Below are 24818 nucleotides of genomic sequence, written 5' to 3' on the forward strand. Positions count from 1 at the left end.
TCTGGTAGTGTCGCGCGAGTCTTTCGAGGTTTCATTTTTTTGAGTGAGGGAGTGTTGAAGTGACGCGATGGATTCCAGCAATTGCGCCAGGAGTGGTCTTTGAGAACGTCGGCGATCAGACACTAGTTCTGGTCGGCAACCCACCCCAAGTGGTTCGTTTGAGTCAGGAAGCAACAGAACTACTCACCCTGATACAACAAAACCCCGGCAACGAAATCGAGCAGACACCCGCACTTAGCCAACTAGTGGATCTGGGGGTCGTGGACGGTCCCTCAACATCAGCACTGTCAAGAAGAAACGTTCTCCAGCTCTCAGCGGTCGCTGGAGCGGTGGGGCTATCGACGGTGCTGCTCCCGAACGTAGCGATGGCCTCTTCAACCGAATCATCGCCATTTGATATAACAGGAACGTACCAAATCGATGGCTCCGGCAATGTAGGGCTCCGTCTCGACCCAGGACCCGTGACGAAAGCACAAGCCGGGAGTCTGACGCTACAGTCGGGTTTCGATACCTTCGGGAGCGGTGGGGAATTTTGGACAACGGTTACGAGTAGCACCGGTTGGGTTGACCCGGCCGGCGGACCACTCTTAGGCACGTTTACGTTTGATGGTGATGAATACACCGTTACATTTAGGGAAATTTCACCGGGATAATCACTTTTTGCTCGGGACCTACCGGAGACACGAATGAGAGGCGAAGCTACGGTTCCCGGGGTAATTACCGGGCTACACCACTCCCAAGCGACAGGTGGCTTCGAGAGGGACTCGAGGACCAACACCGTCAATTAGTGGTCCTTTTATCATCCAAAGCCCCCTGCGAAAGCAGTTGGAGCGCCTCGCCTACGGTGACTTTTGCCTCACATTCCGTGTGATCAATTATGGTGCCCAAATCCACTTGGACGGTTGACAAGTATTCACGGCACCTTCAATGCGGGGCTCTCTTGGGGCCAAGCCACGCATGCACCGACTGCCTCGACACCCCGAACTGAGCAGCAACCTCGCCCACCCCACGACCATCCGCAATCACCGCAAGCACGGCCTGATAACGCTGTTCCATAACACTGATTTCCAAAACATGGAGAAAGTGTCAAGCATCACCCGACATAACTGTCAAGCATCACCCGAAACAGTGTCAAGGATCAGGCGACATAGAAATGTCAACCATCACCCGAAGTAATACACAGCGCTGGTACACCCCCCGGGACTCGAACCCGGAACCCACTGATTAAGAGTCAGTTGCTCTGCCAATTGAGCTAGAGGTGCTCTGGCTCATCACTCGAACCGGTTGATAAGCCTAGCACCCTCCCGAATAGCACCAAGGAGAGCGAGTGTGCCGTTCCGGCGCGGCGGGAAACACATCCAAGCATCACTCGGCCGACCCTCAGATACGGCACCTACCGTAAGGTTCTAGATAGCTATTGGTTTGGTTTCCACCCACTGTTCCCCTGGAGGATTCATGTCGTCAAAACTCGCCGCCGGAGATACCGCACCCACCTTTTCCATGCCCGATAAAGACGGCAACACTGTGTCTCTCGCAGACTTTGCGGGCAAGAAAGTGATCCTCTACTTCTACCCCGCCGCATCAACACCGGGTTGCACAACGCAGGCGTGTGACTTCCGCGACAACATGGCCTCCCTCCAAGGCGAGGGCTACCACGTTCTCGGTGTCTCGAAGGATGACCTTCCCAAACTGCAGAAGTTCGCTGACGAGGAGCACTTAGGTTTCCCGCTTCTGAGCGACCCGGACCTCGCCGTTCACAACGCCTACGGTGCCTACGGCGAGAAGTCGATGTATGGCAAAACGGTCACCGGTGTGATCCGCTCAACGTTTGTCATTGACGAACAGGGCGCTCTTGAACACGCCCTCTACAACGTCAAGGCGACCGGTCACGTTGCAAGCTTGCGTAAGAAGCTCGGTATCGACGCGTAGCAACTAGGCCGCTCAGGTAGGTGGCGCGCTAGAGCGCGTCACCGTCACTGAAGTGTTCTCGCACCGTGTGGTTGAACAAGATCAAACCAATCACGGTCACCGCCGGGACCGCTACGGCGAGCGCCACTAGGGGAATACCAAATTCCCCACTGTCGCTCGCAAGACCCACACCCATTTGCAGCACCTGCCACACCAGTGACGCACTTCTGGCCGCTGTGGCACCACGCCACAGTCCCACCGTGACCGCTGCCAGGGCCACGGCAAAGCCGGCGACAATGAGCGTCAGGAAAATTGCTGACCCATAAGAATCCGGTGTGGCAATGAACAGCTCGACCACCAGCACACCGGCGGCAACGAGCAGCGCGAGTGTTTCCAGGGCGGAAATTCCCACCACAACCCTTAATGGAGTCTGAGAATTTTCCGACTTAGCCAAAACTTTTATCCTTCAACTCTTGATTGAAGCCCGGGAATGTGTCAGTCTAGCTCCTAGTCTTCGCGACGTTCACATCGGAGTGGGCGGACTGTGGGTCCCAAAGCGAACAAATCTGGCTCCCACTCCGAGGCCGCGAGACGACACGGATTCGAATGGCGAATCCCAGACAATACAAGGAGCAACACCATGGACTGGCGTGACCGAGCTGCCTGCCTAACCGTCGACCCGGAACTTTTCTTCCCCGTGGGCAACACTGGACCTGCCGTTGAGCAGATCGACCGCGCAAAAGCTGTGTGCTCGACCTGCCCGGTCACCGAATACTGCCTGCAGTATGCGCTGGACACCAACCAGGACTCCGGTGTCTGGGGTGGCCTCAGCGAAGATGAGCGTCGCGCCCTGAAGCGTCGCGCTGCGCGCGCCCGTCGCGCGTCCTAACGCATCCCATCTTCACGCCGCGCGTCTTCACGCGGGCCGTCGCATCACACCTTCTCGGTGTGTTTGGCACCTAATCGGACCTAAACGGTCGGGACTGCTTGGGTGACAGGTTTTTCTTGCAGGTACTGCAGGGGCACATCGATGACGACTTCGGTCGCCTCGCCCTGGGTGGTGTGCCAAGAAATGGTGCCGCTTAACTCACCCTCGACCAGGGTTCGGACAATTTGGGTGCCAAGGCCTTCGCCGACGACCCCATCGGGTAGGCCACTGCCGTTATCGCGCACAACCACCCGAAGGCGGTCTGGCCCACGCTCGGCAGTAATCTGCACGACCCCACCGACCTGGCCTTTCACTCCGTGTTCCACGGCGTTGGTGACCAGTTCAGTCAATGCGAGGGCGAGCGGTGTGGCGTATTCACTCGGCAGAATGCCAAAACTTCCATAAAACACCGGTTTCACGACGGGGTTTGTCCCGGAAGCGACTTCAGCCGCCAGGCTCGATACCCGATCAAAGACGGTGTCGAAGTCGACGTTTTGGCTGAGCCCCTCCGAGAGGGTGTCGTGTACTACGGCGATGGCGGCGACTCGCCGCATCGCCTGGTTCAGCGCGTCTTTGGCTTTCTCATCAACCGCACGGCGAGACTGGATGCGAAGCAGCGAGGCCACCGTTTGTAGATTGTTTTTCACACGGTGGTGAATTTCACGAATCGTCGCATCTTTCGTAATCAATTCCCGCTCTTGCCGGCGCAGGGTGGTCACATCGCGACAGAGCACCACCGCACCGATGCGATCGCCCATCGATTTCAGAGGAATTGCTCGAAGGCTGACGGTGACACCGTTCGATTCAATTTCACTTCGCCACGGCGCCCGGCCGCTCACCACCAAGGGCAACGATTCATCAACAATGAGCGTGCCGGTGAGAAGCGACGTGGTCGCTTCAGCCAGCACGCCTCCTTCTAATTCTTTGTCGTAGCCCAGCCGGCTAAACGCCGAAAGCGCATTGGGGCTGGCAAACGTCACCCGACCGGTCATGTCTAAGCGAATCAACCCATCGGACGCCCGAGGTGCACCCCGTGCGGGCGGTGACGGACCATCAGGGTCCGGGAACTGGCCCTCTGCCAACATGCGAAACAGGTCGTTAGCGCACTCGTTGAAGGTGAGCTCAAGCCGGGAAGGCATCCGCGATTCACTCAGATTGGAGTGGCGTGTCAGCAAAGCGACCGGTTGCCCTGCTTTTTCACCGGCGGCCCTCGGCGGCACACCCCTGCCGGGGGCGCCCCGCCTCCCCACGGGGACGGCGCGGACGCGGGCTGGAGTGTTTTCATACCAGTCGGGGGCACTGGAGTCGACGATGGCGCCTGTGAGATAGGCCTTATCCATCAGCTCTTTCCATTCGGCCCGAGGAGCCGTACCCACAACATCCCGGTAAAACAGTGTCGCTGATGACGAGGGACGCAAGTGGGCGACCGCTTCAAAATCACCCTCAGCGTTAGGTACCCAAAACACAATGTCCGCAAAGGCAAGATCGGCCAGTAACTGGCCTTCGCTGATTACTTGGTGCAGCCAGGCAGAGTCGGCGTCATTCAAGCCGGCCTGGGCGAATCGCTTATTGCTTGCAAGGGGCACAACCCTTAGCGTAACGCGGTGAGCTTTAGCCAACGGCGCCGAAGATTCGCTACCAGTGCGGGAAAGCCTCGCTTCGCCACCTCCGGCGGCCCCTGTGGGTGACTGCGGCTCTTGACTGGTAATTCACGCTCGCCCCGTCTTGTGGCGCGAGCCCGGTCCTCCGCGACAGCGGGCGGCGCATTCATCGTGTGAGAAGTGTCTTCTTCACCCCAACGGCTAAGAGTGAAAGTGGCCAACTCGTGGCGGAGTGCGTGGGCAAAACCCGACTGGGGATTCACATCGATGGGGCTCAGCGCTTTTCGCTCCGCCTCCAGAAACAGTGAGGTGTCCCGAGGCAAAGCCGCGTATTCACTAAGGCCCGCAAAACGCCACAGTGCTTCACGCAACATTGCGTCATCACCGACTGCCCGTCGGGACGTATCAACACCGTTGAGCCACACTCGAACGGGTGTGCCCACTGCCTGGCTTTCTAGTTCAGGCAGTGCCCTCGCAAAGCGGGCGACACCAGCTGGACTGACCCCGCACACCGCCACAATGGCGTCTGCTCTGGAGGCGATGTGGGAAGTGATGTCGGCGCCAGTGCTCCTGCGATCCTCGCCACTGAGCGATATATCGCTTCCAGTGTCGAAGAGCACCGCGTCAAAGAGCTCTCGGAGGATGCCAATGAGGGCATCGAGCGAATCCCGGGGCACTTCACCCGGGATTAAGCCACGCGGTGTGCCTGTCAGTATCGAAAATTCTGTCGGAGGCGACAAGTATGGACAGACAAGGCGTGTGATGTGTTCAGCGTTTAATTCGCCCTTTCCCGCCAAACGAATCGCGGCGAGGAAACCCGGGATAGGGTCTAACACCCCCAAGGCGGGGGAAATGACCCCGCCCCTCGCATCCGCATCCACAAGGCACACCGAAAGCCCCTGCCTAGCCAACACACTGGCGGTACTCACACACAGCGTGGTTGCCCCGGGGGCACCGTGTGGACCCCAGAACACGGTGAGTGTTCCGCGTCGAGACGTCTGAGGGAGGGAACTACCAGGCTCAGCAGCGTGTTGTGGACCAGGCACCCCATCAGGCGAAGCGTCAAGCAGTGGTGAGCCCCCCTTTCCCGCAACGAGGGCTAGAAGGTCCTCCGGTTGGTAGAGCCGGTGGCCCACCCCACGTTGGTCAGCCCACTGCTCAGCCCCCGCGTGGGTAATGAGCGCAGCCAACATGATTCCACCGCGGTCGGCTGCCTGCACGAGGTCCGCAGTAAGAAATTTCTCACTCGCTTCAACCACAACGAGATCAAGGCCACCCACCGACACAAACTCTGTCGCTTCACCGGGGTCACCACTCACCCATTGTGTGTCAACCAGGCCTTCTGGTAGTCCCTGTTGGACGACGACCCAGTGGGCATCATTGAGGAGAAAACCGGTGCGCATCAGTTTTCCTTGGAGGGTTCCAGGCGGGGGTCCACCGCAGGGCTCAGTTGAATATCAAAACCGTTTGCCAACGCGTGCACCAGAGCAGGAAGGTCCCGGCTGGTGACGGCCAAATCGACTCGCACCACTTCTGGATTCGCTGCGAAACCTTCCTCTGCCCGGATTGCCACAATCCGGGCAGCCGGCGCAGCCACAACCGGGATAGCAAACTGCTGGTTTTCCATGGGGGCACTAATCCACACATCCACGTAATGGCCTGTGTTGAGCCAGCCCGCACCGCCGCTACTGACTTGCACGCTAAAGGCACTCTGGTCGGAGGGTGCAGGTTGGACGAAGTGACCCTCGAGTAGGACGCTGCCACGAGAAAGAGTGGTCTCGGCAATCAGGCTCCCGTGTGTGTCAAGAGCTTCGGGGGTCAGGAGGCCAGGATTACCTGACGGGGTCCCCAAATACACCGTCTGGGTCGACACATCAGCCAATCGCTGCCCCGGGGTCACGTCTTGGGTGGCGATGAGGTAGGGCTCTAGGTGGTTCACACTGCCGACCACCCACCACACTCCACCCACGGAAATTCCGACAATGCCTAGGCCAAGAATCAACCGAGCCATTCGGCCACGCGTCCCTGTTCTACTCACCGAGCACTCCCCTCCACTGTCTCTTCCATTAGTGCATACCTTCAGTGCACATACCTTCTGTGCACTCCAGGGTGTCTCGCGTGAGGGAGGGTCGTCAGAAACTATCCCCAGGTTCTAACCAGCGCAGGTAATCCACGCGCATCAGCGGTATGACGACACTCTCGGGTGAACTCGAGGGCTCGGACCCCGGGACTGGTCCCCTCGATCTAGTACCGGAAGACGGCAACCCGGGCCTTGGTAGCAACTCCAGATAGTCATCGGCTAGGTGAGCCACCACGCCCACGAATTGGCTCCCCCCAACCCCGAGTACTACCCGCGGGTTTCGACGAATACTCTCGGCGACGGCCTGAAACATGCCAACCGTCAACACGGGGGCCCGGACAGCATTCCCTGTCGAAAGTCCTGTGACCGCAACAATCGCTCGGTAACTGATGACCAGCCCGCGAGGCTCAGTGCCTCTAGTTTCTGCTGAGAGCCACTGGGCGCCCACCGCCCGGATCGCCACTGTCCACCGCACCCGGCCAGGAAGCTCGATTTCCACCGGCTCCTTGCGCTGACGGTTCACCGCAAAGCGTTGGGCCAGAGTCGAGGCTCTTTGCACATCGTCTCCCGATGGCGCCAATGTCGCCTCGTGCGACCACAAAGCCGCATCATTGTACGAATAATTTTCAGGTTGCTGGCTGATGTTGTTGAGGTTCACAAGAAAAAGATAAAAAGTAGACAGCATTTTTTTCTCGACTTATCCACATTTTTGCGACACGCTCCCTGGTACGTCCCCATAACTGGCTACGGTGACCCACACCCGGCCAATCCTCCAACCAGGGGCAGGCGCCCCAGTAAGGACGACGCAATGCCAGATCACGACAGCACTTCGCACGGATATGTCGCCTGGAATCCAGCCGACACCAGTCCACTCACGAGGTACCGACAAGTAGAAAACTCTGAAGTATTTGGCCCTCAACCCACATCTTCACTGGACTTACCCGACCCGAAAGACTTCACCCTCCGGCTGGTCGCCGGAATTATCGAGTGTGTTTACGGACTGCGCGAACCCGCACAGTTTTCCCGGTGGGTAACCGAAGACGTCTACCGAGTGGTCGCGCTGCGCGCGAAGCGCATGTCAGTAGGCCACGCCCCCGCAGGGTCCACACCGACAAGACCCCAATTCAGTATTGGTAACGCCATCGTCAGCACACCCCGTGACGGCGTCGTCGAAGCCTCCGTCATCGTGCGAGGCCCTGCACGAGTCCGCGCTGTCGCCATCCGACTAGAAGGCATTGACTATCGTTGGCGCGCCACATCTTTCAGCATGCTGTGATGCGGTGCAGTGACCTGCAGGTGGGTTACTTTTTGCGACGTTTCGCGGCCCGGCGTTGAGCCCGATTCGCTGAAGGTTGCTGGCCCTGCTGACCTCCACCCTGCTGACCAAAAGTACCCCGCGTGGCAGTACCTGGTGGTGGCCCCGCAGTGGTCTGTCTGGCTGCTGGAGCCCCCACTTGAACCCCTTGCTGGCTTTGGAAGGTTTGGCTCACCGCAGGCGCTGCCGGTGCTTGGACAACCTGACCCGACTGGTTGCGCACTTCCACATCGCCATCCGCGGTCGGAGCCGTGTAGCTGAGGTTTTGCTGCGGAGCCTGATCCACTAGCCCCTTCGCCGACACGATCGGTCCCACCTGGGCAGTGGGCTGTTGGATTTGCACTTCGAGGTTGAACACATACCCGGTAGTGTCTTCGCGAATTTGTCCCATCATCGACTGGAACAGGGCAAAACCTTCGCGCTGGTATTCCACCAGCGGATCGCGTTGGGCCATTGCGCGCAGACCAATACCGTCTTTCAGGTAGTCCATCTCGTAGAGGTGGTCGCGCCAACGTCGGTCCACGACGCTCAAGACCACGCGGCGCTCCAACTCACGCATCACCGCAGAGCCCAAAGCTTCTTCGCGCTTTTGATACGCGATGGTGCAGTCCGAGAGGATTTCTGTGGTGACGTCCTCAACGGTTGCGCGCTGACCGAGCTCCTGAACGAGTTCGTCGATGGTAATGCCAATGGGGTAAAGGGTTTTCAGCTCAGTCCACAGACCCTCGAGGTCCCAATCTTCCGGGGCAACGTTTTGAAGCTTCTCGGCAATCACCGCGGTGATGGTCTTTTCAACAAACGCCGTCACCTGATCGGAAATGTCGTCGCCTTCGAGAATTTGTCGACGGTCCTCGTAAATGGCTTGGCGTTGACGGTTCAACACGTCGTCGTATTTGAGAACGTTTTTTCGCACTTCGGCGTTACGTGCCTCGACCTGCGACTGGGCAGACTGGATCGCGCGCGAGACCACCTTTGATTCGATGGCGAGGTCTTCATCGTCATCGCTTGTGCGCGCCATCAGAGACTGCGCAGCCCCCGCATTGAATAGACGCATGAGGTCGTCTTGGAGTGAAAGATAGAAGCGCGACTCACCGGGGTCACCCTGTCGACCCGAGCGACCACGCAACTGGTTGTCGATACGACGCGATTCGTGACGCTCGGTCCCCAACACGTAGAGGCCACCCACGGCGCGAACCTTCTCGCCCTCCTCCTCACAGGCAGCCTGAACCCCAGCGAACACTTCATCCCAGGCGGCTTCATACTCTTCCGGGGTGTCCACTGGGCTTAAGCCTTTTTCCGTCATCTGCTGGACGGCCAAGAATTCTGCGTTTCCACCCAACATGATGTCGGTTCCACGACCAGCCATATTGGTCGCCACGGTTACTGCGCCCAGGCGACCCGCCTGGGCGATGATTGACGCCTCACGGGCGTGGTTTTTTGCGTTCAACACTTCGTGTTTCACGCCCGCCTTGGCCAGCATTTGGGAAATCCGTTCGGATTTTTCGACGCTGGTCGTTCCCACTAAAACCGGCTGGCCTTTCTGGTGGCGCTCGGTAATGTCTCTGGCAACCTGACGGAACTTGGCGTCTTCGTCGCGGTAAATCAGGTCCGACTGATCCATCCGAATCATCGGCTTATTGGTAGGAATGGGGACAACACCCAGCGAGTAGGTACTCATAAATTCGCTGGCTTCGGTTTGGGCCGTACCGGTCATACCGGAAATCTTTTTATACAACCGGAAATAGTTCTGCAGGGTAATCGTGGCCAGAGTTTGGTTCTCCGCCTTAATCGCGACGCCCTCTTTGGCTTCAATTGCCTGGTGAATACCTTCGTTGTAGCGGCGTCCGGCGAGAATACGACCGGTGTGCTCATCAACGATGAGCACTTCGCCGTTAATGACGACATAGTCCTTATCGCGCTTGAACAATGCGCGGGCTTTGATGGCGTTATTCAAAAATGAAATGAGCGGGGTGTTCGCCGACTCGTAAAGGTTGTCGATACCGAGATAGTCTTCAACTTTTTCAATGCCGGATTCGAGCACACCCACGGTGCGCTTTTTCTCGTCGACCTCAAAGTCTTCTTCGGGAACCAGACGCTCTGCAATTTTCGCGAACTCAGCAAACCAACGGTTTGCTTCCCCCGATGCAGGACCTGAAATGATGAGCGGGGTTCTCGCCTCATCGATGAGGATGGAGTCGACCTCATCGACTATGGCGAAGAAATGCCCCCGCTGGACACGGTCCGCTTTCGCAAGGGCCATGTTGTCGCGTAGGTAGTCGAAGCCGAATTCGTTGTTGGTGCCGTAGGTAATATCCGACTGGTACTGCAGGCGACGCTCTTCCGGGGTTTGACCGGAGAGCACACACCCGGTGGACATGCCCAGTGCGCGAAAGACCCGGCCCATGAGCTCAGACTGATATTTCGCCAAATAGTCATTGACTGTCACCACGTGCACGCCGCGAGCGGGGAGGGCGTTGAGGTAAGCAGCCAACGTGGCGACCAGTGTTTTCCCTTCACCGGTTTTCATCTCCGCGATATTGCCGCGGTGGAGGGCGGTAGCACCCATGATTTGCACATCGAAGTGCCGCAGCCCAATGGTCCTTTTTGCGGCTTCCCGAACGGCAGCAAACGCTTCCGGCAGCAGGTCATCCAGGGTTTCACCGGCCGCGTAGCGTTCACGAAGGTCGTTTGTTTCGTCCTTCAAGTCCTCATCACTGAGGGTGACGAAGTCGTCTTCGAGGTGGTTCACAGCTTTCACTGCTTGGTGGAGCTGGCGGAGGACTCGCCCCTCGCCCATACGCAATACGCGCTCAAAAGGATTAGCCACGGACTATTTCGCCCCTTACCGAGGTTTGGAAGATTACTGCCTCATGCTACCAACCGCCGCTTAGCTCTCCTTCAGAGCAATCACGCCGTACTGCCAACCCTTGCGCCGGTAGACCACGCTAGGGCGCTGAGTGTCGGTGTCGATGAAGAGATAAAAGTCGTGTCCGACCAGTTCCATCTTGTCCACGGCGTCTTCAGCGTTCATTGCCTCGGCGGGAAAGAGTTTCTTGCGAATCACGACCGGGCTTTCCGACTCGTCCATCGCGGCCAAATCTTCTTCACTGATGGTGGGAATCGCGCCGGTTTCAACACTGCGAATCACTTCGACGCTCGCTGGAGTGATGTCAATGTCGGCAAACGATTCGGCACTGACCTCACCCATTGACTTTGCACGGTGCTTCGCGTGTTGGGGGTCCCGGCGCTCTTTCGCCCGGCGAAGCCTCCGAACCAAGTGGTCCACAGCTTCATCGAAAGCGGCATATTTGTCGGCGTTTCGTGCCTCGGCACGAATCACCGGCCCTTTACCAATCACGGTCAGCTCGACACTGTCCTCTGAGGGGCCCTGACGGCTGGAATTTTCTCGGTTCAGCTTCACTTGGAATGTCATAGCGTTTTCGGCAAGAGCCAGCACCCGATCAGATTTTTCATTGACGTAGTCGCGAAAGCGATCCGGAATGGCAATGTCGTGTGCGAGAAGAGTGATGTCCATAGCGACCTCCAAGTGTTTCTCACCTGTGGTGTCCCACAGATGCTGTAGCCCCAGCGTAGTCCTCCATTTTTATCGGCGTCACAAAGGTTTTGCGGCAAACACCACACACCCGACCAGTTGCCCTCCCGCCCTTCGCACGGCCGAAGCAGCCTGCTCGAGCGTGCTGCCCGTGGTGAGCACATCGTCGATCAAGACAACCCGGTGGCCTTTCAGCCAGCGTTTTGCCACAAATCGTGAAGGCTTAGCCAAGCGGGTGCTCCTGGAGCGCCGTTTCCTTCGATGGGGCCTAGAAAAAAACTGTCCAAGCAGTGACAGACCTCCCCCTCGACGGAGCCCCTGCCCCACGATCACCCTCGGGAGAGCCTGACCCGATGAACTCTCCGTGGGTGAGCTGCCACTAGCGACACCCTGATGCGTGCCATTCCACGCGTGGGCAGTGGCGTGAGCCAGTGCGAGGGTGGGCTGAACCCCTCGGGCAACCCACCCACCCAGAGATGACGGTACGGGGACAAGCACTACCAGTCGATCGCTGGAGAAGTTCAGCCGCTCCAGCACCTGCGCCATCAGGTGTCCCAAGGGTGTGGCGAGCCGACTAGCACCACGGTCTTTCCAGGACACCACTGCCCGCTGCCACGTGCCCTCATAGTCGGCGACAGACCACACTGGAGTGCCCCATAGGGCTTGCCGCCACGCCAGGGTGGGCTGGTGGTGGCGTGTTGAAGTGGCGGCACAGTGGGAACACCACTGCGTGTCAGGCTCCCCACACCCCACACACGACACCGGCAGCACAATGTTCACCACCGCGCGAGCAATCGATTCACTGTTCACGGCAACACTGTGGTGAACAACACCCCGATCAAGTACTCCAACGCCAGCAGTTGGTGGGTGCTCTTCAATAGGGCCCCTCTGTAGACAACCGGGGTGGTCGGGGGTGGGCAACGGAAGAAACACAGAGTGGATGGCGGTCAGAGGGCGGTAGGTGGCCTACAGCCGCCTGCGAGAAGGCGCTCGGCGTGGCTCCCGACCGGAAGGCTCTCAGACCGTCGATGCCGATTGGTGGGGCCGCTCCCCCGCTTAGCGTTGGGTGACGAGGACGTTCGCACGCTCACCGGTGGATTGCCAACCGTTACCCCGGGGTTGGAAAATGGTGCCCTGTTCGCTCAGCAGTCGAAGGCCAGACACGCCGCCCACTCCGGCAACCAACGTGTGGGGGGCGCCCGGTCGGCCCGCCAAGGTCACTCGCCCGTTGACATCTTGAAGGACTACTTCACCTGCTGGACCATCGCGTGTGACAACGGCCACTGTGGTGTCGTCGACAAAAGCGGCATCCACAGCAGTATTCGCTAACGGGCTCAACTCAACAAACTCACCCAGACCTAATGGTTCACAGTCCGGCCCACGTTGGATTCCGGCCAACAACACCCGAACGCCTTGGTCGGTTTGCACCAGCAACAACAGTCGGGTGTTATCGCGAGCGATTTCCATCGTCACCACGCCAGATTCAATCGGTAGGTCCACCGGTAACACTGTGAGGTTGGTCTCCGGATCAACCACAACTCTGGGGAACACCCGAAGCGCGTCTTCGCCTGGAGTTTGTGTCATCGACCACGTGAACCCACAGGAGTCAATGAAAGGCCGAATGAGGCCTTCTCGCACATCCCACGGCTCATCACTGGCCCCACTCTCGGTCACCCGCCACACCCCTTCCTCGCCGAGGACTGCGGCTTGTTGCAGGGACTGATTGAAAAAGACTTTCTCGGGCCTGAGCGACACGATGGCCTGCTCCAGGCCCTCAATGCTGTCGATGCGCCCCGCCTGAAGGTAACCGAAATCGAGGCCCCGAACGACGAGGCTTCTCGGGTCACGCCCCGAGGTCAGCACCGGTTGATTCTCATCGGTGGTGACAATACGAATCGGTGTTTGGTTGTAGGTGATCACCACATCGGACACACCCGAAATTTGCGAGAGGGTGGTGGTGAGCTGCAGCAACATTCGCTCACGCTGGGTCGCATTGGCATCCACCACTGCTTCATTCACATCGACTTGTGCTTGACCGTCGACCACAGGCACTGGCGAGAGCACCAATTGGGTACCAGGCGGGAATGCTGAAGCGGTCACACCACCGCCCAACCAATAGGAGGGTTCATCGAGCAAACCCCGAATCACTTTCGTGAGAACGTCACCTCGGGAGGCAAACCACCGCAGGTCCGGCACTAACTCTCGGTAGTCCGACGAGTAGTAGTAGAGCTGGTAGCTCTCAAACGCTTCCACAAAAGCCGTGTCCGTGAGAATGATGCCATCGGGTGCAGACGCAATTCGCCACTGCCCGTCTTTCTGCTCCAGGGAAAATTCCAACTCTTGAGTGGTGGGTGATGCGGCCGCTTCATAGCGACCCGAATCATCAACACTGGCAATAATTTGTGCCTCGTAGATCACGCCGGCAGAGCCCTGGTCGATGATGCGCGACTCACCCTGTCGGATCAGTGCTGACTGGTTGGGATTCCACTGATCGGCGAAGTCGGCGGTGAGGAAGCTTCTGGCCACCCGGTAGTTGTTTTGAGCTGCAGCACCAGCGGCAATGAAACCTTGAAGGATGTCACTGGGGCTCGCCCCTGTGGAGGGTCCAGGTGGCAGAAAATCCACGTCATCGTCGCTCACCACGGACTGTGGGTCAACGGCCTGCACATCCCCCGCTGACGGAATTTGGGTACAACCGGCAAGAAACAGTGCGGCACCGAGCAGGATTGCCGGTATGCGCATGAGGCGTCGAAGGCGAATCACGGAGTAACCTCCGCTGCACTGGTCACCTCAGGGTTAACCGAAACAGTGCCGCCCTCTCGCCTGTCGCTGGGCTTTGCATCCGGAGCGGGACCGGAGTGGACCGTGGTGCCAATATCTGGGTGGTCGCTCTCTGGAGGCAAAGGCAACGGTGAGTGGGTGACAACTTTGCCGGCACGGCGGGGCAGGGTGAGTCGAAAACAGCTTCCCTCTCCCGCTACCGACCACACGTCAATAAACCCGCCGTGGGCAATGGCATCCTCTTGGGCAATAGCCAGACCCAAACCGGTACCACCTGTGGTGCGTTGGCGGGACGGGTCGGCCCGCCAAAAACGATCGAATACTCGGGCAGCTTCCTCCGTCGTCATTCCCACACCCCAGTCTCGAACTGCGACCGACACGGTGTCTTGATCCGAATCGACAAACGCCACAATCGGCTTGCCTTCCCCGTGGTCGATGGCGTTACCAACAAAGTTCAACAACACCCGCCGCACCCGCCTCGAGTCTGCCTCCACATCACCGTAACCACCGAGAACTTCTAGGACTAGGGAAGAACCTCGTTGGTTGGCCAGCGGGGCCAACTGTTCCAAGCAATCCTCCAGCAGTTCCACGAGGTTGACCTGGTCACGATCGAGCGTCACCGCGCCAGCGTCATAGCGACTGATTTCGAGTAGGTCGGTGAGCATCAGCTCAAAGCGTTCAATTTGGGCGACTAATAATTCGATACTGCGGCGCGATTGGGGTTCCCACTCGTCTCGTTTGTCGTAAAGAACATCGGCAGCCAACCGGATGGTCGTCAAGGGTGTGCGCAGTTCGTGGGACACATCGGAGACGAAGTGTTGTTGGAGTTGGGACAGTTTCGCCAATCGAACAATCTGAGACTGCATACTGTCAGCCATCTTGTTAAACGACCGGGCGAGGGTGGCGATCACATCTTCACCGCGCTCTTCGATGCGCTCCTCCAAATACCCTTCGGCAAGCCGCTCCGCGGTGCGGGCAGCGATGCGCACAGGGCCGATTGCCAAGCGCACCACCAGCCAGGTCACCCCGGTAATGAGCACCACAAGGAGGATGGAGCCCACAATAAGGGTTTGTTGCACCAACGTCAGCGTCGCCTGCACCCCGGAAAGGTCATAGACCATGTACAGCTCGTATTGTCCGGCACTGGGGACCTGGATAGCCGAACCGGTCACTAACGCAGGAATCGCCCCCGCCCCATCACTCAGTGCCACCGACTGGTAGTGCACCCGAGAGGGGTCTTGAACGACAGCTTGTCGAATTTGACTGGACACGACGGAAATATCTAAACCGGCAGTCGACGTGGAGGTCATCGTCTGGTCGGTGATTTGTCCAGGTGTTCGCAAAATGGCAAAACCTCCCGCGCCGGGCGATGACTGTGTGGTGCGGATGGCGGTTTGTGCTGATGAGTTCGCCGTTTCGACGTCGATGGTGCCAGCTTGGGTGACCGAATTGTCAAACAGTGACTGGACCTGTGTGCCTGTTCGCACGCTTTCCACCACAATTTGTTCGCGGCGGGACTCAAAAAGGCTGTCTTGGATGGTGAGCGACATGTAACCACCGATGACGGTCACCGCCAGACCGGAGAGCAACCCCGCGACCACGACAGTCCTGGTGAGTAGTGACACCCGCCAGAGCCGGAGGGGACTGGCCAGTGCTCGGCGAAGCCAACGAAGGCTGCCCCACATCATTCGGCCTGGGTCAACCCCTCAGCGCTGTAAAGCGCCCCCGAGCGATACCCCACACCGCGCACCGTTTCAATTACGACGGGATGATCCGGATCGGTTTCAATTTTTGAGCGCAACCTTTGGACGTGCACGTTCACCAGCCGGGTATCTGCCTTATAGCGATAGCCCCACACTTCCTCTAACAGTGCCTCACGGGTAAACACCTGTTGGGGCTTCAGCGCCAACGTAAGCAAGAGTTGGAACTCCAGCGGGGTCAAACTGACCCGCTCACCCGCTCGCCGCACTTCGTGGGCGGGTACGTCAATGACCACATCCGCAATTCGAAGTTCCGTGTGATGGGTTTCTTGCGCGGGTCGAAGCCTTGTGCGAATTCTGGCGACAAGTTCTTTCGGGTTAAACGGTTTGACGACATAATCGTCGGCACCCGATTCCAAACCGCGCACCACATCGGACGAATCCGATTTTGCGGTCAACATAATGATGGGAATTCCGCTGGCTTCACGAATCTTTTGACAGACGTCGACGCCGTTCATCCCTGGCAGCATCACATCCAGCAGCACCAAATCAGGCGCACCCGTGGCTAACTGGTCGAGCGCGGTTTGGCCATCAGGGGCTAAGAAGGTGTCGAAGCCTTCACCGCGCAGCATGATGCTGATCATCTCCGAAAGCGCGAGATCGTCATCGACGACCAAAATGTTCGCCACGTCCCTCACCTCCGGCCACTGCGGGTCAACCTAATGGAGCATGAGCCTACACCGGTTATCCCCCGGGGAACCGGGGGATAACGCTTAGTAGCGGTAGTGGTCGACCTTGTAGGGGCCTTCCTTTGCCACACCAATGTAGGCGGCCTGCTCGTCAGACAATTCGGTCAGTTCCACACCGAGAGCATCGAGGTGGAGCCTGGCAACTTTCTCATCCAGTTTCTTCGGCAACAGGTGCACACCAATGGGGTACGCATCGGGGAACTGGAAGAGTTCGATTTGTGCGAGGACCTGGTTGGCAAACGAAGTACTCATCACGAAGCTCGGGTGGCCAGTGGCGTTACCGAGGTTCATCAGACGCCCTTCGCTTAGCATCAACACGCTGCGACCGTTGGGAAGCTGCCATTCGTGCACCTGGGGCTTGATTTCGATGCTGGTTGCGCCTTTGAGGCTTTCCAAACCGGCAATATCGATTTCGTTGTCGAAATGCCCCACGTTGGCGACAATCGCTTGGTGCTTCATCGCCAAAAGGTGATCGAGCGTGAAGACATCCTTGTTGCCCGTCGAGGTCACGAAAATGTCTACCTGGTCGATGACACTTTCCAACTTGGCGACCTGGTAGCCATCCATCGCGGCCTGCAGGGCGCAAATGGGGTCAATTTCGGTGACAATCACGCGGGCACCTTGACCGCGAAGCGACTCAGCAGAGCCTTTACCCACATCACCGTAGCCGGCAACGAGAGCGACCTTGCCGCCGATGAGGGTGTCGGTGGCGCGGTTTAAGCCATCGATCAACGAGTGGCGGATGCCGTACTTGTTGTCAAACTTCGTCTTGGTGACCGAATCGTTGACGTTGATGGCCGGGAACAACAGTGAGCCGGCTTTGAAAAATTCGTACAAGCGGTGCACACCTGTTGTGGTCTCTTCCGAGACGCCGATAATGTCGCCAGAAATTTCGGTCCACTTACCTGGAGCCTCAGCGAGGTTCTTTGCCAACACACCCAACACCACACGCCATTCGGCAGGGTCAGACGCTTGGGGTTCGGGAACCGCACCGGCTGCCTCAAATTCGACACCCTTGTGCACGAGCATGGTGGCGTCGCCACCGTCATCCAAGATCATGTTGGGCCCGTTGTGGCCGTGAGCCGACCAGTCAAAAATCTGTTCGGTGCACCACCAGTATTCGTCGAGGGTTTCACCCTTCCAGGCAAACACGGGGCTACCTTGAGGGTCGTCGACGGTGCCGTTTCCGACCACTACGGCCGCAGCGGCTTCGTCTTGGGTGGAGAAAATATTGCACGACGCCCAACGCACCTCAGCACCGAGTGCGACGAGGGTTTCGATCAGGACCGCGGTCTGCACGGTCATGTGCAGCGAACCAGTAATCCGGGCACCCTTTAAGGGTTGGTGGGGACCAAACTCTTCACGAAGAGCCATCAGGCCGGGCATTTCGTGCTCGGCGAGGCGAATTTGGTGGCGGCCTGACTCAGCAAGAGAAAGGTCGGCGACGCGGTATTGGAGTGGGGTAGCAGTCAACATGTTTCCTATTGTGCCACCAGAAAGCTGACAGAGTCGTCACTGAAGGTAAACACTTCGCCTAGATATGCCGCGTGCGACCCCCGTGACGCAGAGTTACCCAGGGTTACTCGGCAGAGCTACTCTGCGGCAATCAGTGCCTGAACTTCTGAGGTGACCGCGTCCAAGGTGTCCAGTGAGCCTGCTTCCACATTGAGCCGAAGTAAGGGTTCGGTGTTGGAGGCTCGAACGTTGAACCACCACATTGCGGGGCCTTCACCGGGTCCTGTGACAGTCAACCCGTCAAGGCGGTCAATGGTGGCCCGCTGATCAAAAGCCTGTTCGATGCGCTGGACCACCGCGTGAACGTCACTCACCCTGGTGTTAATTTCCCCCGACTGGACGTAGGGCATGTAGTCCTTGGCAATTTCACTCAGCGGCACATCCGCAGCACCGCGCTCAGCCAATACGTGCAGGGCCGCCAACATGCCAGAGTCGGCGCCAAAAAAGTCTCGGAAGTAGTAGTGGGCGCTGTGTTCAGCACCACACACTGCATTAGTTCTGGCCATCACGTCTTTAATCAACGAGTGGCCCACCGAAGTCCGCACGGGGATGCCGCCTTCGGCGGCAATCGTTTCAGCCACCACACGCGAACAAATCAGGTTGTGTAACACGGTGGGGGTGTCCTCACCGGAGGTTTCTCGCACCCTCCGGATTTCTCGTTTGGCGACAATCGACCCGACCACGCTGGGGCTCACCGGCTCACCCCTCTCATCAACGACGAAACACCGATCCGCATCGCCATCAAACGCTAAACCAACATCCGCGCCGTGGGCCACAACAGCCTGTTGTAAATCGACCAGGTTTTTGGGCTCCAATGGGTTTGCTTCGTGGTTCGGGAAGGTACCATCCAGCTCGAAATAGAGCGGAACAACGTCGAGGGGAAGCTCGTCTAAACCCACGCCAGTGCCCAACACGGCCGGCACCGTATAACCGGCCATCCCGTTTGCCGCATCGACAACCACCTTCAGGCGGCGACCATCCGAAATGTCCACCAGGCTGCGCAAAAACTCTGCGTAACCAATCAACACGTCGGTCACCCCTGAAGGCTCCGCGGGGATGGTGACCTGGATGTCCTTGCCCAACCACGCTTTGGCGCGATCGCGAATACCCGATAACCCGTTATCAAAGCTGACGCCTTTGGCGCCCGCCTTGGCAAACTTGATGCCGTTGTATTCGGGAGGGTTGTGACTGGCGGTAATCATCGCGGCGGCTTCATCGAAGCGACCGGAGGCGAAATAGACCATGTCAGTCGAGGCCAAGCCCACTGACCGCACATTCGCGCCGGAGTCGCGAGCACCCGCTTCCAACGCTCTGGCCAGCTCGGGCGAGCTGGGTCGCATGTCGTGTCCAACAATGAAACCTTTACCCTCCAGGCCCAGCTCCGCTACCGCGGCAACCCCTAAGGCGTAGGCGACGAGTGGGGTGAGTTGGTTTTCCACCACACCCCGAATGTCGTAGCTTTTGACGATTGCGTCCACGGCAGAAATGGCCATGGAGTTGTTGGACCCGTCCGGTAGTGACTCGGGTAGTGACTCGTGGCTCGACACCCAGCCAGCCTACTCAGTAGAAATCGGGCTCCGGGCGGTAGCGCACCACCTGCCAGCCCTGTGGGGCTGTCAACGCTGTGGCGTGTGGAGCACACAGGTCATAAGAGTGCGGTTCCGCCTGCACGGCCAGTGGCCCAATCACGACCTCCTGGTCGGCATACACATAGGTCAGGGTGTGCTGTGCGGTCTGTTCGCAACTGATTTTGCTGCACCGACGCTCGATGGGTCGTCGCTCACGCATGATGCCCCAGGCTAGCGCCGACGCCACTAGCGTGGAGGGATGACGCGCAGCCAATCTTCGCCCCTTCTGGCCGACCACGGTCGAAGCCGCCGACCGGGCCGGTCGCTGGTGGTGGGACCACTCTTGGCTCCAAAGAGACGCCGTTCGGATGCGTTCATCGACATTGTGGAAGCCATGATGGAACACCTGAAAAAGGTGGCCCCAGAACAGCTTCGAGAAACAATCCTCGTCATTCACGCCATGCCCGACCAGCCCTCCACACTGCCGGGTGTCGCCCGCTGGAGGGTGGATAAAGCCGCCAACACCGTCCACCTTTTTCGCCTACCCATTGAACGCCTCGGTCACCACCATCCAGAAGACCGCTGGTTTGAACGCATGGTGGTCGAATCGGTGGTGATTCGGGCGGTAGCGGAACTTACCGGCATGGACCCTTGGCAGCTCGCACCGGGGCGGGATCGCTAACGGGCGTAGACGAGAATTTCAGGCGACGCAGCCGGTGGTGGTGTGGCGACAAGGTTGGCCAACTCGCCGTCCTCACGTAACACCACACCGATAGCCACTTCGACATCGGATTCAAAAATGTATGCCCCGCCCCCTCCGCCGAGGCTGCGCACGCTGAGCCCCTGTGCGGGCAGATCAATCTCACCCGCAGCGAGCACCTGTTCACCGTCTTCGGAGACTCGGGCAAACTTCAGCGTTCCAGGTTGGTCAGCGTTATTGACCACGTGCAAAGTCGCATCGGGTCCGCCCGGCACGACCACGCTGCCCGGTCCATTAATGAGTGGGGCGGAGGGCAACCAGGCGAGATCGGTCCGAGGATCACCCACACTGGAGTGTTTTACGCCCGCAACAATGGGTTGGTCAGATTCGATCACGACAGCGGCGTGGCCTTCGCCGAGGGTGTCCAAGGCGATATCAAATACTCGTCCCGCCTCGAGCGACACTTCGCTGACCACATCACCGGCGATCGGTCGGATCACCCGCACCACAGCCTGAGCGTCGACCTCCGGCGCCAACAACCTCAACACCGGGCCAATATCGCTATAGCCGTCTTGGCCACTCACCCGGGCGAGAGCATTTTCGGATTCCAACCACATACCGGGTAACACCCGGAGGGTGGAGGGTGCACCTTGAAGCCCCACCAGGTCCGCACCGTCAGGATCCAGCCCTCGAATGAGTGCCGTGTGCAGGGTCACACTGACCGGTGTTCCGGCACTGCGCATCGAAATCACGGGTGACTCCTCGGCGGGCGCGAGCCCCGAGAGGCTAAACACGCGACGCTCGCCAGGCTGGAGCAAAATTCCTCGCCCGGCCGGCGCAGTGACCGGACCAGATTGGCCATACACGCCAAGATCCACGGTGGCCGGCACCGAGCCAGGGTTAGACAGTGAAATGACTCCCTGGCGACCGGTTGAGGTGGACCCTGCCACTAACCACCCCTCCGAGACGGGAGTTTGGCAGGTTTGGGCGGCGAGACCCCACGCGAAAATACTGTCAATTCGAGCGCTACTGGCTGCTCCCAAAAAGCCTGCTTCTGCGGGTTGCTCAAGAAATACGGGTGCAGGCGCTAGGTCACCGTCAGTGCCCGCAAATTCCTGCAAAAAGTCTTCAGACTCCAGGGTCACTTCAGTGCTCTGTGAACCCAGTCGGGTCAGCTCGGGGTCGGAAAAACCTCGGGGGGTGGTTTCTTGGGCGACGAATGTCAGGAAGGGGCCGGGACAAATCACCTGCTGGTTGGGTGCCTCCGCGGTAGCCGCAATGGGCTGAAGGGTGGTGGCTGGGCCCGGTAGCGCTGACACCACCGACTGGGGGATGTTTTGGCTCACAGCCCCAAGCGAACCCGCCAACAGGATAAGCCCCAAGGCTGCTGAGCCAATACGAGCCACTGAAGGTGCCTGGCTATTCCCAAGACCCCGCGAACCTGTTAGACCGTGTTGCCCCTGACGGGCTGCGGCATCGGACGCCTGATTGGGCGTATCGGGGTTGGTCGTATCGGGGTTGGTCGAATTCGGCTCAGTCATCGGTGTCCTCATCTAACACTCGCTGAAGGGAGGACGCGTCGTCGCCCTCTTCTGAGCGTCGACGGGGTGTGCGTTCGGTGGGCAGTGCCAACACACCCCACAGCAGCCAGGTCACCAGCCACAAGCCATCCGCTCGGGCCTGACTCGGGGTGGGGGGGATTTCTTCGGGGACCTCGGGGTCGCCGAGGTCCACTTGAAAGAGGACTGATTCGTCGGTGGCGCCAGATTGGATGAAGTAGGAACGCTGTCCGATCGTTAACGCCGCATCGCTATCGGGGTCACCTCGAAACAAGATGAAGCGAATGCCGAGATCTCGAAGACTGGCACGCGGGTCAGCGCTAGTAGGTTGAACGATGGTGGCCACGAGCGCAGCGCGCTGTGCTGCCAAGTTGTCGGTGCCGACTGGTCGCTGACGATAGAGAGAGCTTTGCCGCTCAAGAGTGTTGCCCACCCCGCGCACGATGGAGGTCTCGAATACTTCTGGTGTGGCTCCCTGGGTAATAATCAACGTGCCTTGAGCGGGATGTGAACGCGCCTCGGCCGCAACGATGGCCGGCACGGTGCGCGCTTCGGCCCGAGCCTGCACGACTGACTGATCGCCCCAGATACCACCGGCGAGGGGGGTGATGGCGGCGAGCGCTGTCACAACCACAGCAACTGAAAGGACCCCGGCGGATGCTCGCCGTGCACCCACACCAGCACCCCAGGCAAACGATTCCGGCTGAAGCTCGTCCACAGTGGACGCCGCTGCAGCAGCCAGGCCTAAGACAATGACAAACACCGCACTGCCCGGCCAGATGGATACCAGTTGGGTACCCAAATACCCCTGCGAAATCCCCTCCGCGCTCACTGCGGTCACAAGACCGGCGAAGATAAAAGCACCCAAGGCCACCTGGATATCACCACGTCGCGTCGAGAAGACCGCGAGCGCTAGGGCCACGAGAGGAATGGCCAACCATAGGGCGATCGTGCTGAGCTCGAAGCTCACCCCACCAAGCTCGGCAGTAGTGGGGGTTACCGGCCAGCCCAGCAGGTACCACCACCAGTTAGCCTCTCCAGCAGCTTGTGCCACCCCAGGGTCGGCGAGAAATCGCCCTAAACCTTCGACTAAGCCGATTTCTCCGGGTGCGGCCCAGCGGGGAATCCACCACACGAGAGCGGGGACAAGCGCCAAGGGCAGGGTTCCCAGCAGTGCACGTCCGGGCTGCTTCCACCCCTTCGCGAGAATCACCACAAGCCAGCCGACCAGGACTGCCGGCCACAGCACGGGGGCCAGTGCGGTGACCAGCGCAGTGGCAAAACCACCGGCCGCTGCCCGTTGCCAGGAGGTATGCGCGGTCAACATCGTGGCAAACAACCACGGCAGGGCCATGTGGAGGACAACCGCCTGCCAGCGCCCTTCGGTGAGAGCCAGAATGAATGTCGGCTGCAGGACCCATACGACGGCAAACACGGTGGTGGCCAGTTGGCGTTGCAAAAATTGGGAACCCGCCCACCAGGCGATTAATCCGGAAATGAGTGGTGCGGCAAACCACAAACCGACTAATGCCAGTGAGGGTGACCACCAGGTGAGGGACCCGATGAGGGCCAGCACCAGATTCGCCGGATCAGCGGGCACAAGCTGTTGGCCCCACACTTCACCCACTGTGTAAGGCTGTAACCATCGGACCTCAGCCCACAGCGATTCGATGGAGGTCGCCAGAGGCAACAGTCCTCCCCCCACGAGGGCGCGAGCGCCCACCAGCGGGCCTGAAATGAGCGCCCCTAACGCTGCTAAGCCCACAATCAGCCAGGCGCCAGCAGGCCAGAAGGCCGGCCGGGTAAGAGCCCTGGCGGATTCTTCTGCGGAGGCAAAACGCGCTTCGGCGCGCAATTGCCGGCGGCGTCGATGGTCGCCGGGCGACATTCGAAGCGGGGCGATGGCCGCCCAACTCACCGATTTTGATTGGCCCAAGCGCATTTTGGCAACAATCGCTTGGGGCAGGCGCCAGAGGGCGTAGAGGGTGGCGACGATTTCGGATACGGCCAGATCGGGCCGTTTGGTGGCAAATTGCCACGCCGAGCGCACCAACGCGCCAGGCAGAGCCACCACAACGAGGGGAATGAGTGCCCACCAAGGACTGTAGGCAAAGCGGCGGTAGAGCCAAGTCGCCCGATCTAAGCGGAACATGGTTGCACTGCCAAGGTCTTTGCCGGCGCGCCAATCAGCGGGCCCGCGTTCCACAAATATGACCGCTTGGGGTACCGCCATGACGCGGTGTCCGGCGAGTCGGGCGCGGATTCCCAAATCGAGAGGAGCATCGAGGGGGTCAAGTGCGGGATCTGCTCCCCCTAACGCGTCGAACACTCCCAATTGGATGAGCATGCCCGCGTCTCCGACAGCCATCACGTCGCTCATCCGGTCGTATTGACCCTGGTCGAGTTCACGGTCGACGATGGCTTGACGCTCACCCCACACGGTGATGGTTTCGCCAAATTCGCGCAACCATCCAGGATGGTCTGTCATGCGCTGTTTAGGTCCTGCCACCACTACCGATGGCGCCCCGTCCACCGCTGAATGTAAGTGCATGAGCGCGTCGTCTTGGGGTGTGGTGTCATCGCGCAACACCCACATCCATCCGTCTTCGGGAAGTGTCATGCGGGCGACATTGAGCGCTTCCGACCAGCCCATTGCCAGGCGGCCGGGAACGATGGTGACCGTACTGTCTCGCCCGAGTTGTTCGCGGAACATTTCCTCGGAGGAGGCATCGCCGGTAAGGTCCACCACAACGGTGGTATCGGGGCTTAACCGTTGGGCGCGCAGAGCTTCAAGGGTCTGGATGAGCCGATCGCCGCGCCTGCGGGCAATGACGACGGCGTGGACCCGGCGGCGCATCTCC

At 59.3% G+C, this 24818-nt stretch carries 21 protein-coding genes, 1 tRNA gene and 1 pseudogene; 5 read left to right on the top strand and 18 right to left on the bottom strand.

The window, feature by feature from the left end; genetic code table 11:
• The first annotated feature begins 59 nt into the window (after positions 1-59).
• On the top strand, positions 60-653 hold the full coding sequence (locus C3B54_RS07825; protein ID WP_104913997.1) for a twin-arginine translocation signal domain-containing protein: 594 nt from the start codon (positions 60-62) through the stop codon (positions 651-653).
• Positions 654-948: 295 nt separating this feature from the next.
• Here C3B54_RS07825 and C3B54_RS07830 read toward each other — a convergent pair.
• Positions 949-1056, bottom strand: a pseudogene (locus tag C3B54_RS07830) (helix-turn-helix domain-containing protein); the annotation flags it as partial.
• A gap of 130 nt (positions 1057-1186) precedes the next feature.
• Positions 1187-1262, bottom strand: a tRNA-Lys gene (locus tag C3B54_RS07835).
• Between the two features lie 193 nt (positions 1263-1455).
• Between C3B54_RS07835 and bcp the strand changes: the two genes are divergently transcribed.
• Complete coding sequence (bcp, locus tag C3B54_RS07840; protein ID WP_104913999.1) at positions 1456-1929, top strand: thioredoxin-dependent thiol peroxidase; 474 nt, start codon at positions 1456-1458, stop codon at positions 1927-1929.
• 28 nt (positions 1930-1957) lie between these two features.
• Here bcp and C3B54_RS07845 read toward each other — a convergent pair whose 3' ends face one another.
• A complete protein-coding gene (locus tag C3B54_RS07845; protein ID WP_158665605.1) occupies positions 1958-2362 on the bottom strand; it encodes a hypothetical protein in 405 nt (134 codons plus the stop codon).
• A 186-nt stretch (positions 2363-2548) separates the two neighbouring features.
• Here C3B54_RS07845 and C3B54_RS07850 point away from each other — a divergent pair, with 186 nt between their 5' ends.
• Entirely contained in the window at positions 2549-2797 is a 249-nt protein-coding gene (locus C3B54_RS07850) for a WhiB family transcriptional regulator (RefSeq protein WP_104914001.1), read from the top strand.
• 80 nt (positions 2798-2877) lie between these two features.
• On the opposite strand, the gene C3B54_RS07855 is transcribed toward C3B54_RS07850, so the two are convergent.
• The 4 genes from C3B54_RS07855 to C3B54_RS07870 all read right to left on the bottom strand — a co-directional run bounded on the left by C3B54_RS07855 (position 2878) and on the right by C3B54_RS07870 (position 7202).
• Complete coding sequence (locus C3B54_RS07855) at positions 2878-4422, bottom strand: sensor histidine kinase (RefSeq protein ID WP_104914002.1); 1545 nt, start codon at positions 4420-4422, stop codon at positions 2878-2880.
• A 5-nt stretch (positions 4423-4427) separates the two neighbouring features.
• Complete coding sequence (locus C3B54_RS07860) at positions 4428-5840, bottom strand: CpaE/TadZ family protein (RefSeq protein ID WP_104914003.1); 1413 nt, start codon at positions 5838-5840, stop codon at positions 4428-4430.
• On the bottom strand, positions 5840-6475 hold the full coding sequence (locus C3B54_RS07865; RefSeq protein WP_158665606.1) for a hypothetical protein: 636 nt from the start codon (positions 6473-6475) through the stop codon (positions 5840-5842). Before C3B54_RS07865 ends, C3B54_RS07860 begins: the two co-directional genes overlap by 1 nt.
• A 94-nt stretch (positions 6476-6569) precedes the next feature.
• Entirely contained in the window at positions 6570-7202 is a 633-nt protein-coding gene (locus C3B54_RS07870) for a hypothetical protein (RefSeq protein ID WP_104914005.1), read from the bottom strand.
• Positions 7203-7325: 123 nt separating this feature from the next.
• Between C3B54_RS07870 and C3B54_RS07875 the strand changes: the two genes are divergently transcribed.
• Complete coding sequence (locus tag C3B54_RS07875) at positions 7326-7793, top strand: Rv3235 family protein (RefSeq protein ID WP_104914006.1); 468 nt, start codon at positions 7326-7328, stop codon at positions 7791-7793.
• Positions 7794-7818: 25 nt separating this feature from the next.
• Here C3B54_RS07875 and secA read toward each other — a convergent pair whose 3' ends face one another.
• The 9 genes from secA to C3B54_RS07920 form a co-directional block, all read right to left on the bottom strand.
• Positions 7819-10659, bottom strand: coding sequence for a preprotein translocase subunit SecA (secA, locus tag C3B54_RS07880; protein WP_104914007.1), 2841 nt, complete (start codon positions 10657-10659; stop codon positions 7819-7821).
• 60 nt (positions 10660-10719) lie between these two features.
• Positions 10720-11367: a ribosome hibernation-promoting factor, HPF/YfiA family gene (gene hpf / locus C3B54_RS07885; protein WP_104914008.1), complete on the bottom strand. Its 648-nt coding sequence runs from the start codon at positions 11365-11367 to the stop codon at positions 10720-10722.
• A gap of 78 nt (positions 11368-11445) precedes the next feature.
• On the bottom strand, positions 11446-12195 hold the full coding sequence (locus C3B54_RS08955; protein ID WP_245867906.1) for a ComF family protein: 750 nt from the start codon (positions 12193-12195) through the stop codon (positions 11446-11448).
• 246 nt (positions 12196-12441) lie between these two features.
• Entirely contained in the window at positions 12442-14148 is a 1707-nt protein-coding gene (locus C3B54_RS07895) for an LpqB family beta-propeller domain-containing protein (protein ID WP_104914009.1), read from the bottom strand.
• Positions 14145-15854, bottom strand: coding sequence for an MtrAB system histidine kinase MtrB (mtrB, locus tag C3B54_RS07900; RefSeq protein ID WP_104914010.1), 1710 nt, complete (start codon positions 15852-15854; stop codon positions 14145-14147). Before mtrB ends, C3B54_RS07895 begins: the two co-directional genes overlap by 4 nt.
• Positions 15851-16555 (bottom strand): MtrAB system response regulator MtrA, encoded by a 705-nt coding sequence (mtrA, locus tag C3B54_RS07905; protein ID WP_281256235.1) that lies wholly within the window; start codon positions 16553-16555, stop codon positions 15851-15853. Before mtrA ends, mtrB begins: the two co-directional genes overlap by 4 nt.
• Before the next feature lie 84 nt (positions 16556-16639).
• Positions 16640-18091, bottom strand: coding sequence for an adenosylhomocysteinase (gene ahcY, locus C3B54_RS07910; protein WP_104914011.1), 1452 nt, complete (start codon positions 18089-18091; stop codon positions 16640-16642).
• 116 nt (positions 18092-18207) lie between these two features.
• A complete protein-coding gene (locus tag C3B54_RS07915; RefSeq protein ID WP_104914352.1) occupies positions 18208-19623 on the bottom strand; it encodes a phosphomannomutase/phosphoglucomutase in 1416 nt (471 codons plus the stop codon).
• A 67-nt stretch (positions 19624-19690) separates the two neighbouring features.
• On the bottom strand, positions 19691-19918 hold the full coding sequence (locus tag C3B54_RS07920; protein WP_104914012.1) for a DUF3499 family protein: 228 nt from the start codon (positions 19916-19918) through the stop codon (positions 19691-19693).
• A gap of 39 nt (positions 19919-19957) precedes the next feature.
• On the opposite strand from C3B54_RS07920, the gene C3B54_RS07925 reads away from it, so the two are divergent.
• Positions 19958-20380, top strand: coding sequence for a hypothetical protein (locus C3B54_RS07925; RefSeq protein WP_104914013.1), 423 nt, complete (start codon positions 19958-19960; stop codon positions 20378-20380).
• On the opposite strand, the gene C3B54_RS07930 is transcribed toward C3B54_RS07925, so the two are convergent.
• A complete protein-coding gene (locus C3B54_RS07930; protein ID WP_104914014.1) occupies positions 20377-21939 on the bottom strand; it encodes a DUF5719 family protein in 1563 nt (520 codons plus the stop codon). The two genes, C3B54_RS07925 and C3B54_RS07930, sit on opposite strands and share 4 nt — an antisense overlap.
• Positions 21932-24814 (bottom strand): glycosyltransferase, encoded by a 2883-nt coding sequence (locus tag C3B54_RS07935; RefSeq protein WP_104914015.1) that lies wholly within the window; start codon positions 24812-24814, stop codon positions 21932-21934. Before C3B54_RS07935 ends, C3B54_RS07930 begins: the two co-directional genes overlap by 8 nt.
• Positions 24815-24818: the final 4 nt, after the last annotated feature.

Origin of the sequence: Pontimonas salivibrio, assembly GCF_002950575.1 — a bacterium.
Classification (GTDB): Bacteria; Actinomycetota; Actinomycetes; order Actinomycetales; family Microbacteriaceae; genus Pontimonas; species Pontimonas salivibrio.

Bases quoted from the DNA above. Each gene is read 5' to 3' on its own strand.
- C3B54_RS07850 (WP_104914001.1), top strand. From the start codon at position 2,549: ATGGACTGGCGTGACCGAGCTGCCTGCCTAACCGTCGACCCGGAACTT.
- bcp (WP_104913999.1), top strand. From the start codon at position 1,456: ATGTCGTCAAAACTCGCCGCCGGAGATACCGCACCCACCTTTTCCATG.
- C3B54_RS07875 (WP_104914006.1), top strand. From the start codon at position 7,326: ATGCCAGATCACGACAGCACTTCGCACGGATATGTCGCCTGGAATCCA.
- C3B54_RS07920 (WP_104914012.1), bottom strand. From the start codon at position 19,918: ATGCGTGAGCGACGACCCATCGAGCGTCGGTGCAGCAAAATCAGTTGC.
- C3B54_RS07935 (WP_104914015.1), bottom strand. From the start codon at position 24,814: ATGCGCCGCCGGGTCCACGCCGTCGTCATTGCCCGCAGGCGCGGCGAT.
- C3B54_RS07915 (WP_104914352.1), bottom strand. From the start codon at position 19,623: ATGGCCATTTCTGCCGTGGACGCAATCGTCAAAAGCTACGACATTCGG.
- C3B54_RS07860 (WP_104914003.1), bottom strand. From the start codon at position 5,840: ATGCGCACCGGTTTTCTCCTCAATGATGCCCACTGGGTCGTCGTCCAA.
- hpf (WP_104914008.1), bottom strand. From the start codon at position 11,367: ATGGACATCACTCTTCTCGCACACGACATTGCCATTCCGGATCGCTTT.
- C3B54_RS07930 (WP_104914014.1), bottom strand. From the start codon at position 21,939: ATGACTGAGCCGAATTCGACCAACCCCGATACGACCAACCCCGATACG.
- ahcY (WP_104914011.1), bottom strand. From the start codon at position 18,091: ATGTTGACTGCTACCCCACTCCAATACCGCGTCGCCGACCTTTCTCTT.
- mtrB (WP_104914010.1), bottom strand. From the start codon at position 15,854: ATGATGTGGGGCAGCCTTCGTTGGCTTCGCCGAGCACTGGCCAGTCCC.
- C3B54_RS07925 (WP_104914013.1), top strand. From the start codon at position 19,958: ATGACGCGCAGCCAATCTTCGCCCCTTCTGGCCGACCACGGTCGAAGC.
- C3B54_RS07870 (WP_104914005.1), bottom strand. From the start codon at position 7,202: ATGCTGTCTACTTTTTATCTTTTTCTTGTGAACCTCAACAACATCAGC.